Annotated in this window: 19 protein-coding genes; 17 read left to right on the forward strand and 2 right to left on the reverse strand. The window is 56.0% G+C overall.

Annotation, left to right across the window (positions count from 1 at the left end; all coding sequences use genetic code 11):
* Positions 1–522: 522 nt before the first annotated feature.
* From H4Q31_RS16700 to H4Q31_RS16770, 15 genes are all read left to right on the forward strand, one after another.
* On the forward strand, positions 523–1,476 hold the full coding sequence (locus H4Q31_RS16700) for an ABC transporter permease (RefSeq protein ID WP_185180200.1): 954 nt from the start codon (positions 523–525) through the stop codon (positions 1,474–1,476).
* Positions 1,466–2,419, forward strand: a complete 954-nt coding sequence (locus H4Q31_RS16705) for an iron chelate uptake ABC transporter family permease subunit (RefSeq protein WP_185180201.1) — start codon at positions 1,466–1,468, stop codon at positions 2,417–2,419. Before H4Q31_RS16700 ends, H4Q31_RS16705 begins: the two co-directional genes overlap by 11 nt.
* Positions 2,416–3,174, forward strand: a complete 759-nt coding sequence (locus H4Q31_RS16710; protein WP_185180202.1) for an iron ABC transporter ATP-binding protein — start codon at positions 2,416–2,418, stop codon at positions 3,172–3,174. Before H4Q31_RS16705 ends, H4Q31_RS16710 begins: the two co-directional genes overlap by 4 nt.
* Positions 3,175–3,267: 93 nt before the next feature.
* Positions 3,268–4,290: a siderophore ABC transporter substrate-binding protein gene (locus H4Q31_RS16715; RefSeq protein WP_185180203.1), complete on the forward strand. Its 1,023-nt coding sequence runs from the start codon at positions 3,268–3,270 to the stop codon at positions 4,288–4,290.
* A 159-nt stretch (positions 4,291–4,449) separates the two neighbouring features.
* A complete protein-coding gene (locus tag H4Q31_RS16720) occupies positions 4,450–5,139 on the forward strand; it encodes a response regulator transcription factor (RefSeq protein WP_185180204.1) in 690 nt (229 codons plus the stop codon).
* Positions 5,132–6,235 (forward strand): HAMP domain-containing sensor histidine kinase, encoded by a 1,104-nt coding sequence (locus tag H4Q31_RS16725; protein WP_185180205.1) that lies wholly within the window; start codon positions 5,132–5,134, stop codon positions 6,233–6,235. Before H4Q31_RS16720 ends, H4Q31_RS16725 begins: the two co-directional genes overlap by 8 nt.
* A gap of 82 nt (positions 6,236–6,317) precedes the next feature.
* A complete protein-coding gene (locus H4Q31_RS16730) occupies positions 6,318–7,244 on the forward strand; it encodes a M15 family metallopeptidase (protein ID WP_185180206.1) in 927 nt (308 codons plus the stop codon).
* A gap of 112 nt (positions 7,245–7,356) precedes the next feature.
* The gene (locus H4Q31_RS16735; protein WP_185180207.1) at positions 7,357–8,466 is read left to right on the forward strand and encodes an ABC transporter ATP-binding protein; all 1,110 of its coding nucleotides are present in this window, start codon (positions 7,357–7,359) and stop codon (positions 8,464–8,466) included.
* Entirely contained in the window at positions 8,456–9,262 is an 807-nt protein-coding gene (locus tag H4Q31_RS16740) for an ABC transporter permease (protein ID WP_185180208.1), read from the forward strand. Before H4Q31_RS16735 ends, H4Q31_RS16740 begins: the two co-directional genes overlap by 11 nt.
* On the forward strand, positions 9,259–10,071 hold the full coding sequence (locus tag H4Q31_RS16745) for an ABC transporter permease (RefSeq protein WP_185180209.1): 813 nt from the start codon (positions 9,259–9,261) through the stop codon (positions 10,069–10,071). The genes H4Q31_RS16740 and H4Q31_RS16745 overlap by 4 nt, the downstream gene beginning before the upstream one ends.
* The gene (locus H4Q31_RS16750; protein WP_185180210.1) at positions 10,068–11,141 is read left to right on the forward strand and encodes an ABC transporter substrate-binding protein; all 1,074 of its coding nucleotides are present in this window, start codon (positions 10,068–10,070) and stop codon (positions 11,139–11,141) included. Before H4Q31_RS16745 ends, H4Q31_RS16750 begins: the two co-directional genes overlap by 4 nt.
* A 75-nt stretch (positions 11,142–11,216) precedes the next feature.
* Positions 11,217–11,756: a GNAT family N-acetyltransferase gene (locus tag H4Q31_RS16755; RefSeq protein WP_185180211.1), complete on the forward strand. Its 540-nt coding sequence runs from the start codon at positions 11,217–11,219 to the stop codon at positions 11,754–11,756.
* Positions 11,757–11,824: 68 nt separating this feature from the next.
* Complete coding sequence (locus H4Q31_RS16760; RefSeq protein WP_185180212.1) at positions 11,825–12,556, forward strand: YwaF family protein; 732 nt, start codon at positions 11,825–11,827, stop codon at positions 12,554–12,556.
* Positions 12,540–13,451, forward strand: a complete 912-nt coding sequence (locus tag H4Q31_RS16765) for a GNAT family N-acetyltransferase (protein ID WP_185180213.1) — start codon at positions 12,540–12,542, stop codon at positions 13,449–13,451. Before H4Q31_RS16760 ends, H4Q31_RS16765 begins: the two co-directional genes overlap by 17 nt.
* A 106-nt stretch (positions 13,452–13,557) precedes the next feature.
* Entirely contained in the window at positions 13,558–14,016 is a 459-nt protein-coding gene (locus H4Q31_RS16770) for a DinB family protein (RefSeq protein ID WP_185180214.1), read from the forward strand.
* 121 nt (positions 14,017–14,137) lie between these two features.
* On the opposite strand, the gene H4Q31_RS16775 is transcribed toward H4Q31_RS16770, so the two are convergent.
* A complete protein-coding gene (locus H4Q31_RS16775; RefSeq protein ID WP_185180215.1) occupies positions 14,138–14,899 on the reverse strand; it encodes an SDR family oxidoreductase in 762 nt (253 codons plus the stop codon).
* Positions 14,896–15,270 carry a MerR family transcriptional regulator gene (locus H4Q31_RS16780; protein WP_185180216.1) on the reverse strand — a complete coding sequence of 125 codons (375 nt, stop codon included), beginning with the start codon at positions 15,268–15,270 and terminating at the stop codon, positions 14,896–14,898. Before H4Q31_RS16780 ends, H4Q31_RS16775 begins: the two co-directional genes overlap by 4 nt.
* Before the next feature lie 287 nt (positions 15,271–15,557).
* Between H4Q31_RS16780 and H4Q31_RS16785 the strand changes: the two genes are divergently transcribed.
* Together H4Q31_RS16785 and H4Q31_RS16790 are read left to right on the forward strand one after the other, a co-directional pair.
* The gene (locus tag H4Q31_RS16785; RefSeq protein WP_281064873.1) at positions 15,558–15,866 is read left to right on the forward strand and encodes a PadR family transcriptional regulator; all 309 of its coding nucleotides are present in this window, start codon (positions 15,558–15,560) and stop codon (positions 15,864–15,866) included.
* Positions 15,863–16,210 carry a DUF1048 domain-containing protein gene (locus tag H4Q31_RS16790; RefSeq protein WP_185180218.1) on the forward strand — a complete coding sequence of 116 codons (348 nt, stop codon included), beginning with the start codon at positions 15,863–15,865 and terminating at the stop codon, positions 16,208–16,210. The genes H4Q31_RS16785 and H4Q31_RS16790 overlap by 4 nt, the downstream gene beginning before the upstream one ends.
* The last annotated feature ends 7 nt before the right edge of the window (positions 16,211–16,217 follow it).

The following is a 16,217-nucleotide window of genomic DNA, read 5'->3' on the forward strand; positions in this document are numbered from 1 at the left end:
AACGCGGGCGAGTTAGCCGGTTTGGACGAGTAACTCAGCCGAGAATGAGCTCAAGGCGGGTGAGTTAGTCGGTTTGGACGAGTATCGCAGCCGAGAATGAGCTCAACGCGGGTGAGTTAGCCGGTTTGGACGAGTAACTCAGCCGAGAATGAGCTCAAGGCGGGCGAGTTAGTCGGTTTGGACGAGTATCGCAGCCGAGAATGAGCTCAACGCGGGGTGAGTTAGCCATTTTGGACGAGCGTCTTCCCGAGACACACGTGACCTGAACGAGATATGGAGTTTTTTCTTATCCAACTGATATTGACAATCATTCTCAAATACAGATATAATCCAACTTGTAATTATCATTGATAATCATTATCAATTATCAATCGCCGATTATCGATTATTGACATCGATCATCAACCATCGATCATCGACTATCAACCATCAATCATCGATCATCGACTATCAACCATCAACCATCGACACTATCAATCATCGACTATCCACTATATCTCAAAGAAAGCGAATCGACCGCCTATGAGAAGATGGCATTTGACCGCCGCGCTCCTCGCGCTGTCGCTGATCTCCCTATTCGTGGGCGTTCAGCGCATCTCGCCGGCCGATCTGTTCCGGCTGGACAGCGAGGCTTGGCAGACGTTCTGGATCAGCCGGCTTCCCCGGTTGATCAGCATCGTCATCGCCGGCGCCAGCATGAGCGTGTGCGGCTTAATCATGCAGCAGCTCACCCGTAACAAGTTCGTATCGCCGACGACGGCGGGCACGATGGACTCCGCCAAGGTGGGCATTCTCGTCGCGATGCTGCTGTTCACGACGTCGGCGCCGCTCGTCAAGATGGCGGTCGCCTTCGTGTTCGCCTTCGCCGGGACGCTGCTGTTCATGCAAATACTGAACCGAATCCGCTTCAAGGACGCGATCTTCGTGCCGCTCGTCGGCATCATGGTCGGCAACGTCATCAGCTCGATCGCGACCTTCATCGCCTACAAGTACGACCTGGTCCAGAACATCTCTTCCTGGCTGCAAGGCGACTTCTCCGGCGTGCTGATGGGGCGCTACGAGCTGATGTATATCAGCGTTCCAATGATGGCCGCGGCCTACTTGTACGCCAACAAGTTCACGCTGGCCGGCATGGGCGAGGAGTTCTCGGTGAACCTGGGGCTGTCGTACAAGCGAGTCGTCTATCTGGGTCTCGCGATCGTGGCGCTGTCCAGCTCGGCGATTATTCTGACGGTTGGCACGATTCCGTTCCTCGGCCTCATCATTCCGAACATCGTCAGCCTTTATCTCGGCGATCACTTGAAGCGAACGCTGCCGCATACCGCGCTGCTCGGCGCCGTGTTCGTGCTTGCCTGCGACATTCTTGGCCGAATCGTGATCTACCCGTACGAGATTCCGGTCAACCTGACCGTCGGCGTCATCGGCAGCGTCGTCTTCCTATATCTGCTCATGAGGAGGAGGGCGTATGGTGAATAGAGCCGCCAGTTGGAAAATCGTATCTCTCGCCGCGCTGGCTCTCGCTCTCGTCGCTCTGTTCCTGTTCCTTCACGTCGGGAACTGGGATTACGCCATTCCGCGGCGCTCGCTCAAGATTGCCGCGCTGCTGCTGACAGGCTGCGCCATCGCGTTCTCGACGGCGGTGTTCCAGACGATTACGAACAACCGCATCCTGACGCCGAGCATTCTCGGCTTGGATTCGCTCTTCATGCTGCTGCAGACCGGCATCGTCTACTTCGCCGGCTCCGGCTCGGTTCTCGTGACGAACGGCAACCTCAACTTCGTCCTGTCAGCCGTTCTCATGATTCTGTTCTCGGCCGTTCTGTACCGCTTCGTATTCCGGCGCGGCCAGCAGAACCTGTACTTCCTGCTCCTGATCGGGCTTGTCATCGGCACGATGTTCCAGAGCTTCTCCACCTTCATGGAGGTGCTGATCGATCCGAACGAGTTCCAAGTCGTGCAGGGGAAAATGTTCGCCAGCTTCAACAATGTGAACACACAGATTGTGCTGATCTCAGCCGTCGTCATGCTGCTCGTCACGGCCTTCTTCCTGCGCAGCGCTAAGTATCTCGACGTCCTGTCGCTTGGCCGCGACCACGCCGTTAATCTCGGCGTGCCTTACGAGAGCGTCGTCAAGCGGCTGCTTGTCATCGTGTCGATTCTTATCTCTGTCTCCACGGCGCTCGTCGGACCGATCACATTCCTCGGCCTGCTCGTCGTCAACGTGGCGCATGCGTTCTTCCGAACGTATCGGCACCGCTATCTGATCGCAGGCTCGATGCTGATCGCCATCGTCGCGTTAGCGGGCGGGCAGCTGCTGGTGGAGCGCGTATTTATCTTCTCGACGCCGATCAGCGTCATTATCAACTTCGTCGGCGGCGTCTACTTTCTATATTTGCTGTTAAAGGAGAATCGGGCGTGATAGAAGTCAGGGACGTATCCAAGAGCTACAATGGCAGAACCGTCGTCGACCGCGCGTCCGTTGCCCTTCCGAAGGGGAAGATCACTTCGTTCATCGGACCGAACGGCGCGGGCAAGAGCACGCTGCTCTCGATCATCAGCCGGCTGATCGGCAAGGACGAAGGGGAAGTGCTGATCGAAGGCCGGGAGATCAGCCAGTGGAAGACCAACGAGCTGGCCCGCAAGATCTCGATTCTGAAGCAATCCAATCATATCAACCTGAAGCTGACCGTGCGCGAGCTCGTCTCCTTCGGCCGATTCCCCTATTCGCAGGGAAGGCTGACGAAGGAAGATGAAGCGAGCGTCGACGAGGCGATCCGCTATCTGAATCTGGAGGCGATCCAGCACAAACATCTGGATCAGCTCAGCGGCGGGCAGAGCCAGCGCGCCTTCATCGCGATGGTCGTCGCCCAGGACACCGAGTATGTGCTGCTCGACGAGCCGCTCAACAATCTCGACATGAAGCATTCGGTCCAGATTATGCAGACGCTGCGCCGGCTGGCAGACGAGCTTGGCAAGACCGTCGTCATCGTTCTGCACGATATTAACTTCGCCTCGTGCTACTCCGACTTCATCGTCGCCCTCAAGGACGGCCGAGTCGTCCGCCAGGGCACGGCAGAGGCGATGATCAATCCTGCCGTGCTGGAGGAAGTATATGAGATGGCGATGGACATCCGACTGATCGGCGGGAACAAGATTTGCGTGTATTACACCTGATTGCGGTAATCTCGCCGTCTCCGCCGAAGGGCCCGTCGGCAGAGGCGCGATATTATAAATTCCACTTGGACATGAAAGGGGTAAATTATAGAAATGAGAAAGACATTATCCATCCTTCTGGCAAGTGCGCTGACGTTAGCCGTTCTCTCCGGCTGCGGCGCCAACAACGCCAACAACACTAATGGCGCTGCAGCTCCCGCGCAAGCGAGCGCGCCTTCCGCGTCCGCATCGGCATCATCTGAGGCTTCGCCAAACGAAGCGGCAGCGCCGGCGGAGATAACCGTCAAGCACGCCTCCGGCGAGACGACGGTCAAGACGAACCCGGCCAAGGTCGTCGTATTCGACTTCGGATCGCTGGATACGCTCGATAAGCTGGGCATCGAAGTGACCGGCGTTCCGCAATCCAACCTGCCTTCCTATCTGAAGAAATTCGAAGACTCGAAATACGAGAACGTCGGCGGCCTGATGGAGCCGGACTTCGAGAAGATCGCCGAGATTCAGCCCGACCTGATCATCATCTCCGGCCGCCAAGCCGCATCCTACGACGAGTTCAAGAAGATTGCGCCGACGATTAACCTGGCGCTCGATACGACGAAGTACCTCGATTCCTTCAAAGCCAATCTGCAGACGATCGGCCAAATCTTCGGCAAGCAGGCCGAAGCGGACGCCGAAGCCGCGGCCATCGACGCGACGATTCAATCGGTACACGACGAGGCGGCCGCTACCGGCAAGAGCGCCTTGATCGTGCTGGCCAACGAAGGCAAGATCAGCGCCTACGGCGCCGGCTCGCGCTTCGGCCTTATCCATGACGTGCTCGGCTTCAAGCCGGCGGACGACAAGATCGAGGTGTCGACGCACGGCCAGAGCGTCTCGTTCGAGTACGTCGCGGAGAAGAACCCCGACTACTTGTTCGTCATCGACCGCGGCGCCGTCGTCGCTGCCGAAGGAGCCGAATCGCAGCCGGCCCAGAAGGTGATCGAGAACGAGCTGGTGAAGAGAACGAACGCCTACAAGGACGGACACATCATCTACCTGGACCCGAACTTCTGGTATCTGTCCGGCGGCGGACTGGTCTCTGTCTCCGAGATGGTGAAGGAAGTCGAGGCAGGCATCTAATATTCGCAAATAATCGCAGCAAGCAAGCATGCGATAACCGAATAAGCAGCCTCTATCGGGACGTCTGGCGATGCGGATCGCCGCGTCCCCCTTTTATTTTGGGGAACAGTTCCGTTAAGATTAGGACAAGTCATACAGCAGCGGATGGGAGGGAAGCGCGTGAGACCCATAACGATCCTCATCGCGGACGATGAACCGGAGATAGCGGATCTGATCGCGATGCATCTCGAGCGGGAAGGCTATCGCACGATCAAGGCTGCCGACGGCAAGGCCGCGGTGCAGGCGATACAGACGAATGCGGTCGACTTGGCCATCTTGGATATAATGATGCCGGGGCTGGACGGGTACGAGGCGACCCGCCAAATCCGGGAGCGCTATCAGCTGCCGATCATCTTCGTTAGCGCCAAGACGTCCGACCTGGACAAGATCACCGGCTTAGTTATCGGAGCGGACGATTATATGACGAAGCCGTTCAACCCGCTCGAGCTTGTCGCCCGCGTCAAGGCGCAGCTCCGGCGTTCCATGCAGCTCAATCAACCGGCGGACGGTCTTCATCAGATCATCGAGGCGGGAGGACTCGTCATCGATCCGGACAAACGGTCGGTCACGCTGTACGGAGAGCCGATCACGCTCACGCCGAAGGAGTTCGACATTCTGGTCCTGCTCGCGAGCCATCCGAACAAGGTGTTCGGCGCGGAGAACATCTTCCAACAGGTGTGGGGAGATGCCTACTATGAGAGCGGGAATACGGTGATGGTGCATATTCGGACGCTGCGGAGGAAGCTCGGCGAGGACAAGGACAAGTTCATCAAGACGGTCTGGGGAGTCGGGTACACGTTCAATGGCTAATTCACGGCGCAGCTTCCGCTCCAAGATGCTCCTGCTGTTCGGCCTCAGCATGCTCGCTTCGGGGACAATCACCTATGTCATTTACAAATTGCTTCAAAACTATTACCGCAACAACGTTCATTACGGGGACTCGATCGCGTTGCTGCGCGATATCATGCGGCAAGTCGGCGATTTGACTGTTTTCATGATTCTCTTCGTCCCGCTGGCCGTCTTATTCTTCTATCTGTTCTCAAAGCCCTACGCTTCCTACTTCGAACGGATCTCCGAGGGCATTCATCGGCTGGCGAACGGCGACTTCTCGGCTCGCGTGGAGCTGAACACGAACGACGAGTTCCAGACGGTGGCCGAAGACATCAACCGCGCAGGGGTCAAGCTGAAGAACGCGCTGGAACGCGGGGACTTCGCGGAGAGCAGCAAGGATCAGCTGGTGCTGAATTTGGCGCATGACCTGCGTACCCCGCTGACCTCCGTACTCGGGTATTTGGATTATCTATTGAAGAATGAGCAATTGCCTGCCGAGCAGGCCAGACACTATACGACGATCGCCTATACGAAGTCCAGACGATTGGAGAAGCTGATCGAGGAACTGTTCGAGATCGCGAAGATGAATTACGGCAAGCTGCCGATCGACAAGAAGCCGATTGATCTTAGCGAGCTGCTGCATCAGTTGGTGGAAGAGCTCTATCCGATTCTCGAAAATAATCAGTTGACGGCGAGGGTCATCATGCCGCCCCGAATCATGGTCGAAGCGGACGGCGCCCTGCTGGCCCGCGTGTTCGAGAACCTGCTCGCGAATGCCGCGCGATACGGCAAAGACGGGCAATTCGTCGATATCAAGGGCGAGCTTGAATCCGATGCGGTCATCGTTCAAGTGATCAATTACGGCCACCGGATTCCGCCGGACGAGCTTCCGTTCCTCTTCGACATGTTCTACACGGGGGATCAAGCGCGGACGCATCAAGGTGGCAGCACCGGGCTCGGGCTGTTCATCGCCAAGAACATCGTCGAGCAGCACGGCGGGGCGATTGCCGCGGACAGCACCGTCACGCGAACGGTGTTCGAGGTTCGAATTCCGCTTCCGGCGCAGTATAATTAAGAAAAATTTAAAGACTGGCCCATATTCTTCTTAAGCTTTCTTCCTTAACCTAATTGGACACTAGGTTGCGGGAGAGATGGAGATGAAGAAGTGGGTTATTCTGCTTGCGCTGCTATTAGGGCTCCTGCTGTGGATCGGAGACCGCAATCTGAATCGGACGCCGGGCACCGAGGTGCAGATTAACCGGGTCGAGACCGATGAGATCGCTGAGACCGCTGCCGCGGATACGAAGGATACGACGAATGCGCCGGATGCGCCGGCAGGGAACGATTCTTCCGTTCGGACGATTCAAGTGACGCCAGATCAGATTTATAAAGGCGATCTGGTGCTGGTGAACCAAGACCATCCGGTTCATGCCGAAGGGATGCTGTCCGATATCGCGGAGCTGTCACGTCATCCGGAGCTAACGGAGGGCTACGGTCTGCTGGATAACAAGATTCAGTTGTCGGAGCGGGTGGCGAAGCAGTTCTCGGCCATGGTCGCGGCGGCGGGCGAGGACGGCGTGAATCATTTTCTGATCAGCAGCGGTTATCGCGACAACGAGAAGCAAGCGGAGCTGTACGAGGAGGAGGGGCCCGACTATGCGCTTCCGGCGGGCTTCAGCGAGCACAACCTCGGCTTGTCGCTCGATATCGGGTCCTCTCTCGAGGCGATGGAGCGCGCGCCCGAAGGCAAATGGCTGACGGCTAATGCGTGGGATTACGGGTTCATCCTCCGCTATCCGAAGGACAAGACGGCGATCACGGGCATCCAGTACGAGCCGTGGCACTTCCGCTATGTCGGGCTGCCGCATAGCCAGATCATGAAGGAGAAGCGCTTCACGCTGGAAGAATATTTGTCTTATCTGAGAGAGCAGAAGCAGATTCAGGCGACAATCGACGGCCGGACCTATGACATCTCCTATATCCCCGTCACGGGCGAGACGGCGATCGAAGTGCCGACGGATCGAGACTATGAGATATCCGGCAACAACGTCGATGGAGTTATACTGACGGTTTATCCGCAGTAATTGCGATTCATGCGCGGCAATAGCCGAGCATATTCTGAAATATTCTGTTGAATATTGGCACATCCCTGATAAAATAGTACCGACTATGATAGGCAGGGGGACGGAGGCCGATATGGGAGCGAACGCGATTATCCGCTTCGAGAATGTGAAGAAGCTGTATGACGGCGACGATGCCGTCGTGCTCGACAATGTGAATTTTGAGATTGAGCACGGGAAGTTCTATACGCTCTTAGGGCCATCCGGCTGCGGGAAGACGACCATTCTGCGGCTGATCGCGGGATTCATCGAACCGACGGAAGGCTCGGTCTATATGCATGGCAAGCGGATTAATGCCGTTCCGCCGAACAAGCGCCAAGTGAACACGGTGTTCCAGGACTACGCGCTGTTCCCGCATCTGAACGTCTATGAGAATGTGGCGTTCGGCCTGCGCGTCAAGAAGCTGAAGAGTGCGGAGATCGATCGGAAAGTGAAGGAGGCGCTCAAGTTCGTCAACCTGAGCGGCTACGAGAATCGGGAGATCCGCGAGATGTCGGGCGGCCAGCGCCAGCGCGTCGCTATCGCCCGCGCGATCGTGAACGAGCCGGACGTTCTGCTGCTGGACGAGCCTCTCTCCGCGCTGGACTTGAAGCTGCGGACGGAGATGCAGGTTGAGCTGCGCGAGCTGCAGCAGCGGCTCGGCATCACGTTCATCTTCGTCACGCACGATCAAGAGGAAGCGCTGGCGATGTCCGACGAGATCTTCGTCATGAACCAAGGCCGGATCGAGCAGAGCGGCACGCCGACGGACATCTACGACGAGCCGATCAACCGGTTCGTGGCTGACTTCATCGGCGAATCGAACATTCTGCCCGGCGTCATGGTCCGCGACTATCTCGTGGCGTTCGGCGGCCAGGAGTTCGAATGCGTCGACGGCGGCTTGCAGCCGAACGAGCAGGTGGAGATTGTCATTCGGCCGGAGGATCTGGAGATTGCCGCGCCTGGAGCGGGCAAGCTGAAGATTCGCGTCGATTCCCAGCTGTTCCGCGGCGTTCACTACGAGATCGTCGGCAGCGACGGCGGCGGCAACCGCTGGCTTGTCCATTCCACGCGCCGGGTGCAGGTCGGCGACGAGATCGGGCTGGACTTCGATCCGGAAGCGATCCATATTATGCGGTTCGGTGAGTCGGAGGAGGACTTCGACAAGCGGATCGAGGCGTTCACCGAGGTGGGCGATGAAGACTAGAACCCGCAATGCCTATCTCATTCCCTACGTCGCTTGGATCGTATTGTTCGTCGTCGCGCCGATCGTGCTGATCGTCTATTACTCCTTCCAAGACATCGAAGGCAACTGGTCGCTGGCGAACTACAAGCATTTCTTCACGCCGGTCTACCTGAACATGACGCTCAGCTCATTCTGGTACGCGCTGCTGATCACGCTGTTCTCGCTGCTGGTCGCCTATCCGACGGCTTACTTGCTGACGAAGGCGAAGCATAAGCGGCTGTGGCTGCTCTTAATTATATTGCCGAGCTGGGTCAACTTGCTGCTGAAGGCGTATGCGTTCATCGGCTTGTTCGGCACGTACGGCTTCGCGAACGGCTTCCTGGAGGCCATGGGCCTTGGCCGCCAACAAATCCTTTTCACCGACTTCAGCTTCGTGTTCGTATCGGTCTATATCTTCATTCCGTTCATGCTGCTGCCGATCTTCAATGCGCTGGAGGAGATGAATCCGTCGCTCATCCAGGCGTCCCGCGATCTGGGCGCATCGGCGTGGACAACGTTCCGCCGCGTCGTGTTCCCGCTGACGATCGACGGCGTGAAGTCGGGCTGCCAAGCGGTGTTCATCCCGTCGCTGTCGCTGTTCATGATCACTCGCCTCATCGCCGGCAACCGGGTCATTACGCTCGGCACCGCGATTGAACAGCACTTCCTCGTGACGCAGGATTGGGGAATGGGGGCGACGATCGCCGTGTTCCTCGTCCTCGTCATGGCCGTCATCATGATCGTCACCGGACAGCGCCGAAAGGGGGCTAGAGTATGAGCCGCAACCGCCAATGGAAATGGTCGAACCTATATCTGATCGCGGTGTTCGCCGTTCTCTACGCTCCGATTCTGTATCTGGTGTATTACTCGTTCAACAGCGGCGGCACGATGCACGGGTATGACGGGTTCACGCTCGAGTGGTACGGGGAAGTGTTCTCCGATACGCGTCTGCTCATCATTGTGCTCAACACGTTCGTGGTCGCGCTGTTCTCTTCGGCGATCTCCACCGCCCTTGGCGTCATCGGCGCGCTGGCGATTCATCGGGTCAGACGGCTTCAGGCTAAAAATGCGTTATTGTCGCTCAACAACGTGTTGATCGTCAACCCGGACGTCGTGATCGGGGCTTCGTTCCTCATCCTGTTCACGATGATCGGCCTGAAGCTCGGCTTCGGTTCGGTGCTCATCTCGCACATCGCCTTCAGCGTGCCGATCGTCGTGCTGATGGTGCTGCCGAAGCTGCAGGAGATGAACCCGGCGCTGATCGACGCCGCGCGCGATCTGGGGGCGAACTCATGGGACGTGCTGTCCAAGGTCGTGCTGCCGTTCATTCGGCCGGGCATCTTCGCAGGCTTCTTCATGGCGCTGACGTATTCGCTCGACGACTTCGCGGTGACGTTCTTCGTCACGGGCAACGGCTTCTCCACATTGTCCGTCGAGATCTACTCGCGGGCGCGGCAAGGCGTGGCTCTGTCTATTAACGCGCTGTCGACGCTGCTGTTCCTGTTCACGATTCTGCTCGTCGTCGGCTACTATCTGATCAATCGCCGCCATAACGGCAAGATTACGGAAGCGGGTGCGCGGCCATGAAGCAGATCGTAAGGCTGTTCGCATCCGTTATCATCGCGGCGTTCGCGCTCATGTACTTAACCTCCTACCTGAACTCGGAGCAGGGCTACACAGGCGGCAATACACTGACCATCTACAACTGGGGCGATTATATCGACGAGGAATTGATCGCCAAGTTCGAGGAGGAGACGGGCGTCAAGGTCATCTACCAGACGTTCGATTCGAACGAGGCGATGCTGACGAAGATCGCCCAAGGCGGCACGACGTACGATATCGCCGTCCCGTCGGACTACGCGATCAGCAAGATGCGGGAGGAAGACCTGCTGCTGCCGATCGACAAGTCGAAGATCCCGAACCTGCAATATATCGATCCGAAGTTCATGAACCTGTCGTTCGATCCGGACAACGAATACTCGGTACCCTACTTCTGGGGAACAGTCGGCATTGTGTTCAACCCCGAGCTCGTGGACGGCAAGACGTTCGAGAGCTGGGAGGATCTGTGGTCGCCGGATCTGCGCAATGACATTCTGCTCGTGGACAGCGCGCGAGAGGTGATCGGCATGGGGCTGAACAGCCTCGGCTATTCGCTTAACGACACGAACGAGGATCATCTGCAGGAAGCGTTGAAGAAGCTGAACCAGTTGACGCCGAACGTGAAGGCGCTCGTCGGCGACGAGATCAAGATGCTGCTCGCGAACGAGGAAGCCGCGGTCGGACTCGTCTGGTCCGGCGACGCGGCCGAGATTCTGGACGAGAACGACAAGCTCGACTTCGTCGTGCCGAAGGAAGGCTCGAACGTCTGGTTCGACAACATGGTCATTCCGAAGACGGCGAACAATCTGGAGGCGGCGCATCAGTTCATCAACTTCATGCTCGATCCGGAGAACGCGGCGCAGAACGCCGAGTACGTCGGCTACGCGACGCCGAACAGCGAAGCGCTTAAGCTGCTGCCGGAGGATATCTCGGGCGACGAGCGGTTCTACCCGCCGTCCGAGGTGACGGATAAGCTCGAGGTGTACGACAACCTCGGCAAGAAGATGCTCGCGCACTATAACGAGCTGTTCCTGGAGTTCAAGATGCACAGCAAGTGATGGATTGGTGAGAGAGCCGTTGGCAGGGAAGACTGAAGCCAGCGGCTCTTGTTCTATACCAGGGAGGAATGCAGCATGGAGATTCGAATGTGGGATCGGCTTGACGATCGGCTGTGGCCGGAGGCGCGGCAACTGTATTTGGATGCGTTCCCGGAGGGCAAGCCCGTTCGCATCATCGAGAATACGTTCGCCAAGGGCGTCGGCTTGCTGTTCGTCGCGCTGCAGGACGGCGAGACGGCCGCGATGGCATTGGCCGGACCCTTGCGCCAATTGAACGCGCTGCTGATCGACTATATTGCCGTCCGTCCGGAGCATCGCCGCCTTGGCGTCGGAACGGCACTTGTGGAAGAGATCGCGCGCTATGCCCGTTCGAAGGGCATGGACGGCTTGATCCTCGAGGCGGAAGCTGGTCCCGAGCCGGAGAATGCCGAGCGCGTCCGCTTCTGGGAGCGCTGCGGCTTCACGCTGACGCCGTATGTGCACCAGTACATCTGGGTGCCGGAGCCGTACCGCGCGATGTACCTGACGTTCGATCCGGCGCGTCCGCTTCCGACGGAAGGGCAGGAGCTGTTCAAGCACATCGGCGGCTACCACTCGTTCGTGTTTAGACGTTAATCCTTTTCGAACATCTAGATGTTATGATGATAGCGAAGTATAAATTAACACAGACTGGGATGGGAGATATGAATAGCTGGTGGAGCGCGGAAGTGGACTATATTCAGCCCTTCTCAATGCAGCATCTTGTCTACATTGCGATCGTATTGGCCGTTCTAGCGGCGCTTGTTATTTGTCGCGGCAAGCTGCGAGCCCAATCCAGCAAGATAACGGCGGTTGTATTAACCGTTGCGATCTTGCAGCAGATGATGCTTTATTCGTGGTATGCGGCCGAGACGGGGTTTAATATGAATGATTCTCTCCCGCTGCATATTTGCCGGATCACCACGCTGCTCGGAATCTACTTTCTGATCACGAAGAATACGATAGTATTGGACGTCATTTTTTATTTCGGCTTGTTTGCTTACGGCTCTTTCTTGTACCCGCAAAGAATATATCCGATCACCCACTCCCAGGGACTCTCATACTTGCTCAGCCACATGCTCGTTATTCTGCTTCCGTATTACGGGTATAAGATCACGGGTTGGAGACCGACCTTGAAGGGGGTTATCCGAACCTATGGTCTATTTGTCGTCTACTTCTTCTTTGTCTATTTCTTAAACCCGCTCATCGACGGCAACTACTTCTATTTGAAGTATCGCCCATTCTTCGGCGGCTGGCCGGATTTGGCCTATGTGCCTGCGACGCTTGCCGTCACGTTAGTCGGCTTCCTCCTTGCCTTCGCGGTTGTGAGGTCTTGCATACGGAACACGGATATCCGAGACAAAAACATAGAGGTGCAGAATGAGAGCAATCCTTAACCCATGGCTGAAGCTCAGAGAGGGAATCTCTCAAGAGGACTATGAATGGATCAACAGACTCCAAGATCGATGCGTTCGTGAGGACCAGATAGCGCTGAAGCTAGAATTGGATTATAAGCTTGGCGCAGCTTCAAGCACAGAACGGACGGGGATTCGCCGAATCAATGAGTTCATGTACTTCGATGGACCCGATCTGATCGGCTATATGGGGATATGTGAATTCGGCGGCGCGAGTACGCCGCTCGAAGTGCACGGCATGGTCCATCCCGAATATAGGCGCCAAGGTGTTTTTACGACATTGAGCAGGCTAGTTATGGCGGAGTGGAAGAGCAGGGCACCCAAGAACATGCTGCTCCTAAGCGATCGGAAGTCGGAAGCCGGGCAAGCGTTCATTCAAGCAACCGGAGCCAGGTATCATCATTCGGAGCATGAGATGTACCTTCGAGCGGATCGTTCCAAGATAGATAGCAACTTAGAAGGAGTCACATTGCGCAAGGCAACGAATGCGGACGCGCCGGAGATCTACCGGCAGAATGCGATCTACTTCGGCGAAGAGCTGGGAGAAGCGGCGATCCTGCCCGAGGAGGAGGAGAAGAAGGGCATGACGATCTATCTTGCCGAGAAGGACCGGCAGGTGATCGGGAAAGTTCACCTTCAGCTGTCCTCCGGCATTGGGGGCATCTACGGTCTTGGCGTTCTGCCCGAGCACCGCGGCAAAGGATATGGCAGAGCAACGCTCTTGAAGGCGATTGATAGGCTGAAGGAAGCACACGCAGAGGACATCATGCTGCAAGTGGCCGTTGAGAACGCCAATGCGCTCCGCCTCTATCAATCCTGCGGATTCGCGGAGACATCGACAATGGATTATTACGAGTGCCAAGCGGGGAAATGCTAATGTGACATGCGCTCATGGCAGGCTCTTGGCGCGAATCGGGAATATGGTAATTTCCTGTAAATAGAAGTATGATGTTTAAACGGAAGCATTAGGGAGGTGAACCTGTATGCAAACAATCCGCAATATGTTCAAGCAGCTCAACTGGGCCAACGAACGAATTCTCGCGCATCTTCGCACGCAGGACAATAACGAGCAGGCAGTGCGATTATTTGCCCACATTCTGCGCGCTGAGCAGGTGTGGCTCGCTCGGTTGACGGGGAAGGACAGTTCGCCTATCGCGTTATGGTCGGATGCCAATTTAACCGATTGCAGCCGATGGATTGAAGAGAACAAGGAGAACTTCCAGGCTTATCTTGCTGCGATTGAAGAAGGCGGAAGCCTGGATCATGTCATCGAGTATAAGAACCAAGCCGGGACCTCATCTTACTCCACATCTGTTCGTGATATATTGACGCATGTAGCGCTTCACGGACAATATCATCGCGGACAGATCAATTCCATGCTTCGAGCTGCAGGCGGCGAGCCGGTCAGCGTCGACTATATCGTCTTCGCAAGAGAGGATTGATGAGCAGAATAAGTCAACTAAAGAGCGAATCATTCAAGACCACTCCGCTAAGGGAGTGGTCTTGTTGTTATGACGCCCTGCCAATCTCCGATTGGCGAATTCCATGGCCTAGCTGCCGCCGTTAATCTAAGGAGCTCTTCGTTGCTTGATACATCTTCTCTGTATATTCGTCGATCTCATCTCGGGACATCCGCAGACGGGCTGCAGATGTGCCATACCCGATTTCCGTCTTGCCTGCGGCCAGCTCCGTGAAGACTCCGTCTGCGAAATCATTCAACGGCTCGCCATGCGTGTGCAATCCGGAACCGCCTAAATCTGTATTAACGGCCGGAGGAGCAACTTCAATGACTTCGACTGGCGTATCCGACAACTGGTGTCTTAGACTTACGGTGAATGAATGAAGAGCTGCCTTCGTTGCGGAATAGATTGGAGCGACTGCGAACGGTGTGAAGGCTAGACCGGACGTCACGTTCATGATTACCGCAGAATCTTGCGCAGCAAGCAACGGCGCGAACAGCAGCGACAGATGGCAAGGAGCTTCAAGGTTCGTTACAATCTCCTGGTTGAAATACGCCCAGTCGTCCCTTGCGTCTGCCTTCAAGACGTTGAACCGTTGCTGGATCCCTGCGTTATTCACTAACACATTCGCTTCCGGATAGTTCGCGGTTACCCAATCAAACAAGGCGATACGCTCGGATTCCTTCGTCAAATCGCTTGCATGCGTGATAAGGCCCGGCAACGTTTCCTTGGCCTTGCGAAGCACATGCTCGCGCCGTCCGGTAACGATGACTGTATTGCCCGCCTTCATAAACCTCTCTGCAAAAGCAAGCCCGATTCCGGTGCTTCCGCCTGTAATCAGAATGGTGTTACCTGATAGATTCATGATTGTTTCTCCTCCATACTAGTTGTGTAACGCGTAATCTTGTCCTCAATGCCTTGCAAGGATTCGGTCATAGACGCAATCTCATCGAGCACCGCCTGCTTGTGGCGCTTCATCATTTCAAGCCGGCGTTCAATGGTAGTGTCTCCCTCCAAGATCCAGTCGATATACTGCTTAATCTGTTTTATTTGCATGTTCGTGTTCTTTAAGCAATTCACGGTTCGAAGAAGCGCCATCTGGTCTTCCGAAAATATACGCCTGCCTGCTTCATCCCGCTCGATCAGCGGCAGGAGCCCTTGTCTCTCATAATAACGCAGCATCGATTCCGACATCTTGAACGCAGCTGCGGCTTCGCTTATGGAACAATACTTCATTTGGAGGCCTCCGCATTAGATACCCTATGTTTTCCTGTCGACATAGATTAGGATACGACTTAAACCATGGTTTAAGTCAACAAGGGAATTTCTATGGCGGTATGCGGTACCCGGAAGGGACTTTTGCTTAGAATAAGCGAAAGTCCCTTCTGCCCTTTTCGAGGGGAATCGCACAAAAGCTGTTGACAGACCGACTACTGCGTGATACTTTATAGCTGTAGTAAGTGATACTGGATACCTGCAATACAGAATAGCAAAGGGTGATGGCGTTGGAGAACTTAACGGAGATGCTCAAAGGCGTGCTTGAAGGCTGTGTTCTTGAAATTGTAAGCCGCGAAGAGACCTACGGCTATGAGATCACGCGGCGGCTGAATGCTCTCGGCTTCACAGATGTCGTGGATGGTACGGTGTACACCATCTTGATCCGACTTGAGAAGAACAAGCTGGTGGAGACCGCCAAGAAACCATCCGACATGGGACCGCCGCGGAAGTTCTTCGCCCTCAACGACGCGGGACGCGAGGAGCTGCGGAAGTTCTGGGAGAAGTGGGAGTTCGTATCATCCAAGATGAACGAGTTAAAGGAGGAGAACCAATGAACTTGTGGGAGAGAATGACGGGCAGCGACATGACGAGGCAAATGAGGGACTTTGAATCGCGGGCGCAAAAGCTGCCGACGGATTATCAAGCGGCATGGGAGACGATAAAAGCCAACCTTTGGCCGCACTCCGACTTCACCGGCCGCAACCTCATGCCCATACTGGACGGCGTGCTTAGTCTGCTTGAAGAGACGGCGGCGGACGGCCAGAGTGTCCAAGAGGTTCTGGGCGGCGACATCAAAGGCTTCTGTTCAGCGCTGGTCGGCGCGGAAGGGGCAAAGTCGTATCGCGACAAGTGGCGTGAGCAGCTTAACCAGAATATCGCCAGAAAATTAGGCAAATAGGAGGGAT

This window comes from Cohnella lubricantis (genome assembly GCF_014212015.1).
Classification (GTDB): domain Bacteria; phylum Bacillota; class Bacilli; order Paenibacillales; family Paenibacillaceae; genus Cohnella; species Cohnella lubricantis.

Excerpts from the sequence above, each read along its gene's own strand:
- H4Q31_RS16700 (WP_185180200.1), top strand. The coding sequence starts at position 523 with ATGAGAAGATGGCATTTGACCGCCGCGCTCCTCGCGCTGTCGCTGATC.
- H4Q31_RS16705 (WP_185180201.1), top strand. The coding sequence starts at position 1,466 with ATGGTGAATAGAGCCGCCAGTTGGAAAATCGTATCTCTCGCCGCGCTG.
- H4Q31_RS16715 (WP_185180203.1), top strand. The coding sequence starts at position 3,268 with ATGAGAAAGACATTATCCATCCTTCTGGCAAGTGCGCTGACGTTAGCC.
- H4Q31_RS16725 (WP_185180205.1), top strand. The coding sequence starts at position 5,132 with ATGGCTAATTCACGGCGCAGCTTCCGCTCCAAGATGCTCCTGCTGTTC.
- H4Q31_RS16730 (WP_185180206.1), top strand. The coding sequence starts at position 6,318 with ATGAAGAAGTGGGTTATTCTGCTTGCGCTGCTATTAGGGCTCCTGCTG.
- H4Q31_RS16735 (WP_185180207.1), top strand. The coding sequence starts at position 7,357 with ATGGGAGCGAACGCGATTATCCGCTTCGAGAATGTGAAGAAGCTGTAT.
- H4Q31_RS16740 (WP_185180208.1), top strand. The coding sequence starts at position 8,456 with ATGAAGACTAGAACCCGCAATGCCTATCTCATTCCCTACGTCGCTTGG.
- H4Q31_RS16745 (WP_185180209.1), top strand. The coding sequence starts at position 9,259 with ATGAGCCGCAACCGCCAATGGAAATGGTCGAACCTATATCTGATCGCG.
- H4Q31_RS16750 (WP_185180210.1), top strand. The coding sequence starts at position 10,068 with ATGAAGCAGATCGTAAGGCTGTTCGCATCCGTTATCATCGCGGCGTTC.
- H4Q31_RS16755 (WP_185180211.1), top strand. The coding sequence starts at position 11,217 with ATGGAGATTCGAATGTGGGATCGGCTTGACGATCGGCTGTGGCCGGAG.
- H4Q31_RS16760 (WP_185180212.1), top strand. The coding sequence starts at position 11,825 with ATGAATAGCTGGTGGAGCGCGGAAGTGGACTATATTCAGCCCTTCTCA.
- H4Q31_RS16765 (WP_185180213.1), top strand. The coding sequence starts at position 12,540 with ATGAGAGCAATCCTTAACCCATGGCTGAAGCTCAGAGAGGGAATCTCT.
- H4Q31_RS16770 (WP_185180214.1), top strand. The coding sequence starts at position 13,558 with ATGCAAACAATCCGCAATATGTTCAAGCAGCTCAACTGGGCCAACGAA.
- H4Q31_RS16775 (WP_185180215.1), bottom strand. The coding sequence starts at position 14,899 with ATGAATCTATCAGGTAACACCATTCTGATTACAGGCGGAAGCACCGGA.
- H4Q31_RS16780 (WP_185180216.1), bottom strand. The coding sequence starts at position 15,270 with ATGAAGTATTGTTCCATAAGCGAAGCCGCAGCTGCGTTCAAGATGTCG.
- H4Q31_RS16785 (WP_281064873.1), top strand. The coding sequence starts at position 15,558 with ATGCTCAAAGGCGTGCTTGAAGGCTGTGTTCTTGAAATTGTAAGCCGC.
- H4Q31_RS16790 (WP_185180218.1), top strand. The coding sequence starts at position 15,863 with ATGAACTTGTGGGAGAGAATGACGGGCAGCGACATGACGAGGCAAATG.